A 12472-nucleotide genomic window follows, 5' to 3' on the forward strand; every position below is an offset into this window, starting at 1 on the left:
GAGCTTGCTACTTAGTCGAAGATGCCAGTAGAGTCTCAATTGCCTTACCTAAGGTTCTAAAGGTCATGATCCGACTCGACGTTTGACGCCAGACTAAACCGATATCGCGATAAGGCGCTTCTCCAGGCGGCGTCATCACAGTTAAATCAGTATCGTTAAGTATCCCAGCATCGATCGCCATCTGAGGCAAGAATGTGGTCCCCAACTTACTGTTTACCATCTGCACTAAAGTATGCAAACTCGTTGCCGCAAACGGATTAATCTTATCGCTATCGCCAAGCCGACAAGCACTAATAGCATGACCCGTAATACAATGTTCAGACTGCAGTAGAAAAATACTCTCATCGGGCAAGGCTTTATAATCCACCGGCTGAGTCACGCCAGATGACAACTCCTTATGCATTATTAGTTTAAAAGGATCAATTCCCACCTTCATACTATGGTACCCACTGGTATCGGCAGGCAACGCCAGTAATAACAGATCCAACTCGCCCTTACCCAGTGCATCGAGCAGTCGTTCTGTCGTATCTTCTTTTAAAAATAGGGTTAAATTGGGGTAACTCGACTGGCAATGTTTTACCACTCGACTGAGTAGAAATGGTGCTATCGTCGGAATACAGCCTAGACGAATATCACCCGTCATAGGTTCGCCTTGATGTTTAACTAACTCAACCAGATCATCGACATCCGTGAGTAACTTTCGAGAGCGTAATACGACCTCTTCGCCAATCGCGGTGAAGATAAACGACTTATGATCTCGCTCTATTAACTGATGCCCCAGTTGTTCCTCTAAATTTTGAATACCGCTAGATAGGGTCGACTGACTCACATGACATAGTTTGGCAGCACGATTGAAATTCTGCTCTTGAAAGAGATTAACCAAATAATAGAGATTTTTTAAACTCGGTAGATGTTTCATAAAATCGATTACCAACTTGTTTTTATATTCAGATATTCTATCTAACTCTAGCATAGTCGACGGTACAAAAACTCCTTTGTGCTGCTCAATATGTGAGCGTTCGCTCAAAAAGGAGCGAATATTTCATACTGACTGATTTTAATACCCATCGGCATAATCCCCATCAGTATAAGAAAGTGATCTAATTAGCTGTTTGCTAAACAAACTCTAGGCGAGAAATAATGAAATGCTCAACCTAGAGCCGATTGAAGTTTACTGGTTGAGTTTTGTTCGAGACAAAAACGTGCTAATTGAGGCGAGTAGATTGCAGCCTAGTGATCTAAGCAAAATTCACTTAACGAAGAGTAAAATTTTTCAGCCGCCCCCTTTGAGCAGCGTTTATAGGTCATTTCTGCTGCGTTCTCAGCTTTTTATGTAGAATAACTACACAACAAAGCCCGCTCCCGGTACAAATAACCAACGGCTCGTTAAAAACAACCTTAAAAGGTCAACAGGCCCTAGAGAGTTCAGCCTTGCTGATGAACATAAAAAAACCTCGATGATTACTCATCGAGGTTTTTTTACAAATCAAGCTTATGCTTTTGATTCTAAATACTGTTTTAGCTCAGCTAAATCTTTGCTGGCATTATCTACGATAGCTTGCAACCAAGCTTCATGTCCCTCAGCCCATTCCTGTGCTTCGCCATGTTGAAGCAATTGGGCAAACTGTTGAATACGCTTTAAACCTACCGATCCTGCTGCGCCCTTAAACTTATGAGCTTCTGAACATAAGGTATCTTTGTCTTGAGCTTCACTAGCATTGACCAGATTGCCAACATACTCAGGCATGAGCTGCTCAAATAAGACGACACTTTTAAGCAAAGTGCCCGCGCCAATCGCACTGCAGTACTGCTCAAGTGTGTTAAGATCCAATATTGATTCTAACTCAGCTGTTGCCATATTAAGGCACCCCTCGAAATAATGCTTAACTATATGAGAACGAAATTTACCCCATAATACCCTCTATAATTGCAGGTGCAACTAATTGAAGCATATGATAGTAAAATCCTTTATTTTTTAACCATCCCTTAACTTATTTGCAATTCAATTGCTTAAAAATTCACTTTATTTATCATCGTTCAGCATTTACTAAAAACACGAGTCGGCCAAATAATGACCTTGCCCACCCAGCTTTTCCAAGTTATCTACGATGGCCACTAAGCCATCCCAGCGAAAAGCACACCAATCGGGCGCCAGCAAAATAGGTTTCTTAGCATAAGCCGTAACACGATGAAAAATAATATCTTTAGGCGTATAACGTATTAGCTCTGCCACACTAGAAGCATAATCCGATAATGACAACAGCTCTAATCTACCGGCGCGCCAAGCCTTAGCCATTGTGCTCCCTTCGACGACATGTAATGGATGTAATTTCAACCCATCAACCCCAGCAGCTATCACTGCCTTGTGGGTAACTAAATAGTCATCATGAGTCTCACCGGGCAAGCCTAAAATAAGGTGAGTACAGACCTTTATTCCAGCCTGCCTTGCACGCCCAACCGTATCTAAATAAACCTCAAAATCATGACCACGATTAATTCGCTTTAGTGTTTCAGGATTAGCCGTCTGAAGCCCAAGTTCGAGCCAAACCTCTATGCCTCTTCTCTGGTAACTAGCAAGTAGTTCAATCACCTGATCAGGGACACAATCTGGACGTGTCCCCACACACAAGCCCACAATACTGTTGTCCGTTATGGCCTCATCATACTTTTGCTTAAGTACGCAGTATTCATCATAAGTACTGGTATAAGCTTGGAAGTAGGCGATGAACTTTGAGCTCTTGCCTTTAGTGCGTTCACGCCCTTTTGCTAATTGCTCGGAAATTGAATCTAGAGTGCCATGCTCATGACTAAATGATTCAACGTTACAAAAGGTACAACCACCTAGTCCCAATGTCCCATCTCGATTTGGGCAGGTAAATTTCGCATCTATGGTCAATTTTTTAAGGCGTTCGCCATACTTTTGCTTACACTGCAGACCAAACGTATTGACATGACTATCCAATCCCACGGGGTTTCCTCTTTAAATTCACAGACACTTATTTTAATCATTTTAAAACATATAAACCTTGTACTACCTCAAACAACCATCTGTTCACCTGAGATCAGCCAGCACAAACACCTTAAATCCTTAAATCCTTAAATCCTTAAATCCTTAAATCCTTAAATCCTTAAATCCTTAAATCCTTAAATCCTTAAATCCTTAAATCCTTAAAAACAGAAGCATCCCTCATTTGACGCACCAAGGATTATAATTGTTAAAACATTCACTGTATTTGCAATAAAAATCACTTTTCCAAAATAAAAAACAATCACCCCACTTGTTACATTTCAGTAAACCAAAAGTGTGGTGAATATCAAAATTCTTTTTATTCATAATGTTATACACGTCAAACCACAGTTGACGTTAACGTAAAGATGCCGTTATAGGTGTATTAAACACCATTTCACACCATAATTTTATGCATAAATTTGGTTTGACCTTTTATCAGGCAAAAGTTAATTTGGTTGGTTCGGGTGCATATCAATCGCAACTATTTACCCCGACGTAGTATTGGTTAGTATTAGGGAGTTTTTATAATGAGCTTGTATCACCCCAGTTTTGAACGGGATAACTGTGGCTTTGGCTTAATAGCCCAAATGGATGGCGAAGCCAGCCATAGAATTGTGCGTACTGCGATTCACGGTCTTGACCGTATGAAACATCGTGGCGGCATAGCTGCAGATGGCCGCACTGGCGATGGCTGTGGTTTGCTTATGCAACTTCCCATAAAATTTTTTGAAGCGGTCGCTGCAGAGAATGATTGGCACCTTAGCCGTAAATTTGCGGTCGGTATGCTATTTCTTAGTCAGGACGAAGAGGTCGCAAACCTGACTAAATCGATCCTCGAACGTGAACTCGAAAAAGAGACCTTGAGTGTCGCTGGTTGGCGTGAAGTACCAGTCAATCCCGATGTGCTAGGGCCAATAGGCCAAGCGAGCCAACCACAAATTTGGCAGGTATTAATTAATGCCCCTATCGGTTGGCGCGAAAAAGATTTAGAGCGCCGTCTCTATATGGCACGTCGTCGACTCGAGCAGCAGATGACCGACTGCAAAGATTTCTATGTCGCCAGTCTCTCAGGGCAAGTGATCGTGTACAAAGGCCTAATGATGCCGGCCGATCTCCCCGCATTCTATCCAGATCTCGCCGATATTCGTCTGCAAAGCTCTATCTGTCTGTTCCACCAGCGTTTTTCAACAAACACTTCACCCAAATGGCCGCTTGCGCAGCCATTTAGATATCTGGCACACAACGGTGAGATCAACACCATTACGGGTAACCGCCAATGGGCTAGAGCCCGTGCCTATAAATTTAATGCACCGCTGCTACCAGATCTGCAGCAGGCGGCACCTTTTGTCAATGAAACAGGTTCAGACTCATCATCACTCGATAACATGCTCGAAATGCTGCTTGCTGGCGGCATGGACCTTTACAGGGCGATGCGTTTGCTTATTCCACCAGCATGGCAAAGCAACCCTGAAATGGATGATGAGCTAAAAGCCTTCTATGACTTTAACTCAATGCACATGGAGCCTTGGGATGGCCCTGCTGGCATAGTCATGACCAATGGCCGACATGCCGCCTGCGCTGTCGACCGTAACGGCCTGCGCCCATCACGCTACGTGATCACCAAAGACCGTATCTTAACCCTCGCCTCAGAAATTGGCATTTGGGACTATGCACCCGATGAAGTGGTTGAAAAAGGTCGCGTTGGCCCAGGTGAGCTACTGGTACTCGATACCCTTAATGGTCAGCTCTACTCCTCATTTGAGATCGATAACGACCTTAAACGTCGTCATCCTTACAAAGAGTGGATGGCAAAAAACAGTCAAACCTTGATCCCAGCGGAACAGATGCCAGCTGAAGCCCAAGGTGTCTGTGAGTTCTCCAAAGAGACATTGCTGCAATACCAAAAGCAGTTTGGCTACTCTAGAGAAGAGCTTGAACAAGTGATCTGGGTACTCGCAGAAAAAGGCGAGGAGGCGATTGGCTCCATGGGTGACGATACGCCTATGGCTGTGTTGTCGAAAAAATCTCGCACCTTATACGACTACTTCCGGCAGAAATTTGCTCAGGTCACTAACCCACCTATCGATCCACTGCGGGAAAAGCATGTGATGTCACTCGCGACCTGTATCGGGCGTGAGCAAAACCTATTTAACGAAACTACGGGTCATGCGTATAGAGTGATGTTCAACTCGCCGATCTTACTATTTAGTGATTTCAAACAATTACTCGCACTCGATGCGACCTATTATCGCACCAACACGGTAGATCTTAACTACGATCTTAATGAAGGTCTCGAAGCCGCGATTAAGCGTATCTGTGACGAAGCAGAGCGACTCGCGCGCACGGGCACGACATTGCTGATCCTCTCCGATCGTGCAACCGATAAAAATAAGCAAGTGATCCCTGCAGCTATGGCCGTTGGTGCCGTGCAACAGGTATTAGTGGATAAGAGCCTGCGCTGCGACACCAACATCATTGTTGAAACCGCATCGGCTCGCGATCCACACCATTTTGCCGTACTGCTTGGCTTTGGCGCGACGGCTATCTACCCCTATTTAGCCTATGAAACTATCTCTGCCCTCGCCGTAACTCGCGGTGTGAACGAGACACAGAAGTTGATGCTCAACTTCCGTTACGGCATCGACAAGGGTCTGCGTAAGATCATGTCGAAAATGGGGATCAGTACGGTCGGTTCTTACCGCTGTAGTCAGCAATTTGAAGCGATTGGCCTCTCCTCTGATGTGGTTGAGCTTTGCTTCAAGGGCGTGATCAGCCGTATCGAAGGCGCAAACTTCGCGCTGCTTGAACAAGATCAGCAAAAGCTACAGAAGCTCGCCTTCCAGAAACACCAGCCTTTATCTCAAGGTGGCCTGCTCAAATATGTTGAAGGTGGCGAATACCACAGCTTTAACCCTGACGTAGTCAACACTCTGCAGGCTAGCCTGCGTGATAAAGACTACAGTGCATATAAGCGCTTTACTCAGCTGGTTGATGATAGGCCCGTAGCGACCCTAAGGGACCTCTTTAAAATCGAGGGCTCTCAAAACGCGGTCGATATCGACAGCGTCGAAGCTGCTAAGACTTTATACCCACGCTTTGACAGCGCGGCGATGAGTATTGGCGCCCTCAGCCCTGAAGCTCATGAAGCCTTAGCCGTTGCAATGAACCGTCTTGGCGGCCGCTCTAACTCAGGGGAAGGCGGAGAAGATCCACGCCGCTTCAACTCAGAGCGAAACTCAGCCATTAAGCAGGTCGCATCGGGACGTTTCGGCGTAACCGCTCATTACCTAGTCAACGCCGAAGTACTGCAGATTAAAGTCGCGCAAGGGGCAAAACCCGGTGAAGGTGGCCAATTGCCAGGTGATAAAGTCAGTGTCGAAATTGCAGCGCTGCGAAATGCGCGCCCTGGTGTCACACTCATTTCACCACCGCCCCATCATGATATCTATTCGATTGAAGATCTGGCGCAGCTGATTTTTGACCTTAAGCAGATCAACCCTAAGGCGATGATCTCGGTCAAGCTAGTGTCAGAGCCTGGTGTAGGCACCATTGCCACCGGCGTTGCCAAGGCCTACGCCGATATGATCACTATCTCAGGGTACGATGGCGGCACGGGCGCCAGTCCTATCACGTCGGTTAAATATGCGGGTAGCCCATGGGAACTAGGCTTAGCCGAAGTGCATCAATCACTGGTCACTAACGGCCTACGTCATAAGATCCGCTTGCAAGTCGATGGTGGCCTAAAGACAGGTACCGATGTTATCAAGGCCGCCTTACTTGGAGCGGAGACCTTCGGTTTCGGTACCGTGCCTATGATAGCCCTAGGTTGTAAATACCTGCGTATTTGCCATCTAAATAACTGCGCAACTGGTGTTGCCACCCAGAATAAACAGCTGAGAGACAATCACTACCACGGCTTACCTGAGCGGGTGATGACCTACTTTGAGTTTATGGCTCAAGAGATCCGCGAGTGGATGGCGGCACTTGGTGTCACAGAGTTTGAACAATTGGTCGGTAGAAGCGAATGGCTTCATGCACTCGAAGGCACTACGCCCAAGCAGCAACATTTAGATCTGTCGGCGATTTTACATAAGCCTGTAGTACCAGCAGGTTGCGCGCTGACATGGCAAGAAACTAACCCGACATCGGACAAAGGCGAGCTCAATCAAAAGATCCTCGCAGCGGCTAAAACCGCGGTTGAACAAGGCGAGAGCTTTAAGGGACGCTTTGAAATCAACAACACAGATCGCTCTGTGGGCGCCGCCCTGTCTGGCCATATTGCTACGACCGTGGGTCGCGACGGTGCTAAGGCGCCAATAAAGCTTAAGTTTAGCGGCAGCGCAGGCCAAAGCTTTGGTGTGTGGAATGCGCCAGGCCTATCACTCGACCTCTGCGGCGATGCTAACGATTACGTCGGTAAAGGGATGTCTGGTGGCAAGATCACCATCTACCCTGCCGTTGGTAGCATGTTCCAAAGCGAGAAGAGCGTTATCGTCGGCAACACCTGCCTCTATGGCGCGAGCGGCGGTAAGCTGTTTGCAGCAGGCCAAGCGGGTGAACGTTTTGCGGTGCGTAACTCAGGCGCGATTGCCGTTGTCGAAGGTCTAGGTGACAACGGTTGCGAATATATGACTGGCGGTATCGTGGTTGTGCTAGGTAAGACTGGTGTCAACTTCGGTGCGGGTATGACAGGCGGCTTTGCCTATGTATTTGACCGTTTTGGTCACTTCAATCGCCGAGTGAACACCGACCTGGTCGATACCCATAAAGTCAGTTCACCTATTCAACAACAACATCTTAGAGGCCTGATAGAAGAACATCTGGCTGAAACCGGAAGTGAACACGCCAAGATGTTATTAAATGATTTTGAAAACTGGATCGATTGCTTCGTACTCATTAAGCCAAAGAATATCGCGCTTGGTGATCTATTACGCATCGAACAATCGCAGCCAGAACTTTCAGTAGTAGCGGGGTAACTTCAAATGAGCAATGATTTTCAATTTATTGAAGTGGGCCGCAAGGATCCGACGAAACACCAAGCGGCAAAGCGTGCCACCCAGTTTATCGAGATTTATCAGCCGTTCGCTCAGCCTCAGGTCACTGAGCAAGCCGACCGCTGTCTCGACTGCGGGAATCCCTATTGTGAATGGAAATGTCCACTGCACAACTATATCCCTAACTGGCTCAAGCTAGCGCAACAAGGGCGTATTCTCGAAGCAGCAGAGTTAGTTCATGAGACTAACACCCTGCCTGAGATCTGTGGTCGCGTCTGCCCACAAGACAGATTGTGTGAAGGTGCCTGCACCCTTAACGATGAGTTCGGTGCCGTCACCATAGGTAACGTCGAGAAGTACATTACCGACACGGCCATCGCCCAAGGCTGGCGACCAGACATGAGCAAGGTAACAGCCCGCTCTGAGCGCGTTGCCATTATTGGTGCCGGCCCTGCGGGTCTTGGCTGCGCCGATATCCTCGCTCGTAATGGCGTACAGGCAGTGGTGTATGACAAAAATCCGCAAATTGGCGGCCTACTAACCTATGGTATCCCGTCGTTTAAACTCGATAAATCGGTCATGGCTACTCGCCGTTCGGTACTCGAAGGTATGGGGATCGAATTTAAGCTGGGCGTAACCGTCGGTGAAGATGTGAGCTTTGACACTCTACTGAGCGAATATGATGCCATCTTCCTCGGTATGGGAACTTACACCGCGATGAAAGCTGGGCTGGAAAATGAAGATGCCAAAGGCGTCTATCAAGCCCTGCCCTACCTTATTGGTAACACCCATCACATCATGGGCACAGAGTCCGCCGAATCACCTTACTTGAGCCTGGCAGGGCAAAAGGTCGTGGTACTGGGTGGTGGTGATACCGCCATGGATTGTGTGCGCACCGCGATACGTCAAGGCGCCAGCGAAGTCACTTGTGTCTATCGCCGTGACGAAGAGAACATGCCAGGTTCGCGCCGCGAGGTTCAAAATGCCCGTGAAGAGGGTATTCAGTTCCTATTTAATCGCCAACCTACCGCGATAAAAACCGAAAACGGCATCGTCAGCGGCATCGAGTGTGTCGAAACCGCCCTTGGTGAGCCAGATGAGTCCGGTCGTCGTCGCCCACAGCCGATTGAAGGCAGCGAGAAACTGATCGAGGCCGATGCCATTATCATCGCCTTTGGTTTCCAGCCTAGCCCCGCTAAGTGGTTAGGCGACCATGGTGTAGCGCTAGATCAATGGGGACTCGTGGTGGCGCCTAAAGTTGCCGACAATCCGTTCCAAACCAGTAATCCGAAGGTGTTTGCTGGCGGCGATATGGTGCGTGGTTCAGATCTCGTCGTCACCGCGATTGCCGAAGGACGCGATGCGGCACTGGGGATATTAAACAGCTTTGAAGGTTAATCTTGGTCGGCGCTTACCCAAGCACAGTATGAAGTAACCCAACCCGTTTGCTTGTGATTTGGCACTTTAACTTTGAGTGAAGGTTAAAGTGCTTTTTTTTGCCTCGGGAAAACCAAGGTTGTTTTTGCCAGTTAACATTGACCCGTATTTATAAAAGTTCGCTTGAGTAGCGTTTGGCGGCGTCCTTTTGGAAAGAGTGCTTGAAGGTCGAACCTTCATGGCAACCTATCACCAGCGGTGAGCGAATGTGCAAACACTTCTGCGACACGGTGAGTAAAGCATAGCTTCGAGCTCACGAACGAGAGGCAAGACGAGCTTGGCGACAGCCATATACTCGCGAACGAGAGACAGGAATGTCGAACTGGCTTTTGTATGTGGATATATTTTGCCGAACTGGCTTTTAAACAAGGATATCGTTCAAGCACATCCATGTGGGCTCTTCAAAATCATCTGACCTCCAAGGACGGAGGGAATGCCGAAAAATGTCAGGAACATTTTCGGTCATGATTTCGAAGACCAAAACCGCGCTTACACCGAGTCATTTTATCTATTCAATTTAACGGCATTTGGTGTGAGTTCAGAGTTAACAGCTAACGTACTTTTGCCCCGTTACGAGTTAGCACCAGCATTACCGCAGTCGCCCAAAACGCCACCAGCCACCAGCCACCAGCCACCATATCGAGTGGTGCCAATCGACTAATTCGTTTCAATAGAAAATGTTTGTACGGTTTTACCTATAACAACGATTGATCTAATCAATTAGCTATTCTATCTTCGTGTTCTCATAATATGATACATCTGAACCGTTTTTGTATGTTTATTAAACCGCTTACATTGCAGATGTTGGTTGAAAACAGGTAACTACAACCGATTACCTGAGTTAATAATTGCCGCAATCAAATCTAAACCAGTTGAACAGGCGGTTAAGATCTCATAAGTTGATCGCCCTGAACGACGTTAGTGGAGACTAACTCTTGCATTATTTATCGAATTTAAAAATAAAAACACGTTTAGCCGCTGGTTTTGGCTGTATTTTGAGCCTGATGGTGCTGCTAAACATCCTCGGAATAAACCAAGTTAACTTTATTGATCGAACCCTTTCCGTAATGACCGACATTAACTCTGTAAAACAGCGTTATGCCATCAACTACCGTGGAAGTGTCCATGACAGAGCTATTGCTATCCGTGATATCTCCCTTGCTAGAACTCCGGCAGAAATCGGTTCTTTTGAGAGAGAGATAGCCCGCCTGGAAAATTTTTACAAACAGTCGCAGATTAAGATGGACGAGATGCTCTCAAGGGGAATCGATTTTTCTTCAGAAGAAAGGAGAATTTTAGGAGACATCAAAGATATTCAGGCTCGTACGGAACCAATAATTCAACAGATCCTGCAGGATAAGAAGCAGGGGCTTAACATGACGGACGTGGTACTTAACCAGGCTCGCCCAGCATTTATAGAGTGGCTGAACCGGATCAACGAGTTTATTGATTACCAAGAAACTCAGAATCAGCAGCTGACACCTAAAGCCCGGGATGCTGCAGGCGGTTTCGAGAATCTCATGCTATGGTTAACGGCATTCGCTCTGGTGGTGTCAGTTATTATCGGCATTACAATTGAGCGAAGTTTGAGAAATTCCCTGGGTGGTGAACCATTTGAAGCAGAAAGTACCCTTAAAGTTATGACCGAAGGGGATCTGACAGAAAGTGATAAAGGCCGCCCAAAGAGCAGCGTTCTCGGCTCATTATATGAAATGAGAGCCAAGCTTACTCAGATAGTACGCAATATAATAGGGGCATCCGATAGCCTGTCAGTTCAGGTAAGTGAAGTTTCACAAGAGTCTTCTATGGTTCTTAGTGCTGCCCTGCAACAGGGAAAGCTGACATCGGACACAGCTTACAAACTGGAAAATATGCGTGACAGTATTGACCAAATCTCACAGCTATCTAGCCTGACGGAAAGTAATTCCGAAAAGACAGCGGAAAACGCCCGTCATGGCAGCCAACTGGTATCGCTCGCCGCACAGGAAATGGAAAAAATCGCCTCAACGGTGAACAGTGCTGTAATGCAGCTGAGTTCACTAAAAGAGAAAACTGAACAGATTGGCGGTGTTGCGAATGTTATTAACGATATTTCCGAGCAAACCAATCTGCTTGCACTGAACGCTGCTATAGAAGCTGCTCGGGCAGGAGAATCCGGTAGAGGTTTTGCTGTCGTTGCTGATGAGGTTAGACAGTTGGCAAAGCGTACCAGTGAAGCAACTACGCAGATTGAAAACATGGTTGTTCAGATTCAGTCTGAAACTGCTGAAAGTGTTCAAGCGATGGAGACCGCGCAGCCACAAGTGATAAAAGGGCAGGAACAAATCACTCAAGCCACAGATATACTGCAAAGCATCGAGGAACAAGCCGCAGATTCTTTGGATCGCATCCGTGAGGTCGCATTATCTACAACGGAGCAGGTCAGCGTAGTAGGCGACGTTGCAAGCGCCATGGAGCAGATTTCGGCAATGTCTACCAGCACTATAAATGCAATGCAAAGCAACGAAAAAGCCGTAGAGTCTCTGAATAAACTGGCCAGTCAATTAAGAGGTGAAGTGGCATACTTCAAAGTACAGTAAACTCGTTGATTCTGTACTCTGTTTCACGCATAAAGTGTCTCTGATTATGCAGTTCGTCGATGATAATTTTTGTCTACAAATGAACAACAGACCACCGCATCTAAGTGGTGGTTTTTACGTATTGGGGTATCAAAAATTATTTGAAGGGTAGATTAGATATCGTCCGAAAGATCTAAACGTTTATATCCACAATGTATGCTACACGTTCAACAGTACTGGTCAACAAAACACTGATCAGTGAGTCACAACCACCTAAGCCACAGATGATTGCATCCACCACTCAAGCAATAGATGAGGTTAACCGTCATTGCGGCAAGCGATCTCGCCAGAGAACCACTTGTTTGCTATATTAGCGCCCGTTAGCCTGACGATGACGTCGAAGCTACTCTCTAACGCAATAACAAACGTAATAGCGAACGTAATCGCAACCATCACCATATTAAGGTCATTCA

The 12472-nt window shown here is 46.7% G+C and carries 8 protein-coding genes; 4 read left to right on the plus strand and 4 right to left on the minus strand.

The annotated features are described in order from the left end of the window. Positions 1–7 precede the first annotated feature (7 nt). The 3 genes from oxyR to mnmL all read right to left on the minus strand — a co-directional run bounded on the left by oxyR (position 8) and on the right by mnmL (position 2968). On the minus strand, positions 8–919 hold the full coding sequence (gene oxyR, locus K0I73_RS14075) for a hydrogen peroxide-inducible genes transcriptional activator OxyR (RefSeq protein WP_220061698.1): 912 nt from the start codon (positions 917–919) through the stop codon (positions 8–10). A gap of 573 nt (positions 920–1492) precedes the next feature. Then, positions 1493–1858, minus strand: coding sequence for an Hpt domain-containing protein (locus K0I73_RS14080; protein WP_220061699.1), 366 nt, complete (start codon positions 1856–1858; stop codon positions 1493–1495). A 189-nt stretch (positions 1859–2047) separates the two neighbouring features. Continuing rightward, positions 2048–2968: a tRNA modification radical SAM protein MnmL/YtqA gene (mnmL, locus tag K0I73_RS14085; RefSeq protein WP_220061700.1), complete on the minus strand. Its 921-nt coding sequence runs from the start codon at positions 2966–2968 to the stop codon at positions 2048–2050. Between the two features lie 569 nt (positions 2969–3537). Here mnmL and gltB point away from each other — a divergent pair. The 4 genes from gltB (at position 3538) to K0I73_RS14105 (ending at position 12020) form a co-directional block, all read left to right on the plus strand. After that, positions 3538–7986, plus strand: coding sequence for a glutamate synthase large subunit (gene gltB, locus K0I73_RS14090; protein WP_220061701.1), 4449 nt, complete (start codon positions 3538–3540; stop codon positions 7984–7986). Between the two features lie 6 nt (positions 7987–7992). Then, the gene (locus K0I73_RS14095) at positions 7993–9402 is read left to right on the plus strand and encodes an FAD-dependent oxidoreductase (RefSeq protein ID WP_220061702.1); all 1410 of its coding nucleotides are present in this window, start codon (positions 7993–7995) and stop codon (positions 9400–9402) included. A 472-nt stretch (positions 9403–9874) separates the two neighbouring features. Further along, positions 9875–10102 carry a hypothetical protein gene (locus K0I73_RS14100; protein WP_220061703.1) on the plus strand — a complete coding sequence of 76 codons (228 nt, stop codon included), beginning with the start codon at positions 9875–9877 and terminating at the stop codon, positions 10100–10102. Positions 10103–10376: 274 nt separating this feature from the next. After that, complete coding sequence (locus tag K0I73_RS14105) at positions 10377–12020, plus strand: methyl-accepting chemotaxis protein (protein WP_220061704.1); 1644 nt, start codon at positions 10377–10379, stop codon at positions 12018–12020. A 297-nt stretch (positions 12021–12317) separates the two neighbouring features. Here K0I73_RS14105 and K0I73_RS14110 read toward each other — a convergent pair whose 3' ends face one another. Continuing rightward, entirely contained in the window at positions 12318–12458 is a 141-nt protein-coding gene (locus K0I73_RS14110; RefSeq protein WP_220061705.1) for a hypothetical protein, read from the minus strand. Between the last annotated feature and the right edge of the window lie 14 nt (positions 12459–12472).

This window comes from Shewanella mesophila, assembly GCF_019457515.1.
In the GTDB taxonomy this organism is placed as follows: Bacteria; Pseudomonadota; Gammaproteobacteria; order Enterobacterales; family Shewanellaceae; genus Shewanella; species Shewanella mesophila.

Coding starts and splice junctions, on each gene's coding strand:
- K0I73_RS14080 (WP_220061699.1), bottom strand. CDS start 1,858: ATGGCAACAGCTGAGTTAGAATCAATATTGGATCTTAACACACTTGAG.
- K0I73_RS14110 (WP_220061705.1), bottom strand. CDS start 12,458: ATGGTGATGGTTGCGATTACGTTCGCTATTACGTTTGTTATTGCGTTA.
- gltB (WP_220061701.1), top strand. CDS start 3,538: ATGAGCTTGTATCACCCCAGTTTTGAACGGGATAACTGTGGCTTTGGC.
- oxyR (WP_220061698.1), bottom strand. CDS start 919: ATGAAACATCTACCGAGTTTAAAAAATCTCTATTATTTGGTTAATCTC.
- K0I73_RS14095 (WP_220061702.1), top strand. CDS start 7,993: ATGAGCAATGATTTTCAATTTATTGAAGTGGGCCGCAAGGATCCGACG.
- K0I73_RS14100 (WP_220061703.1), top strand. CDS start 9,875: ATGCCGAAAAATGTCAGGAACATTTTCGGTCATGATTTCGAAGACCAA.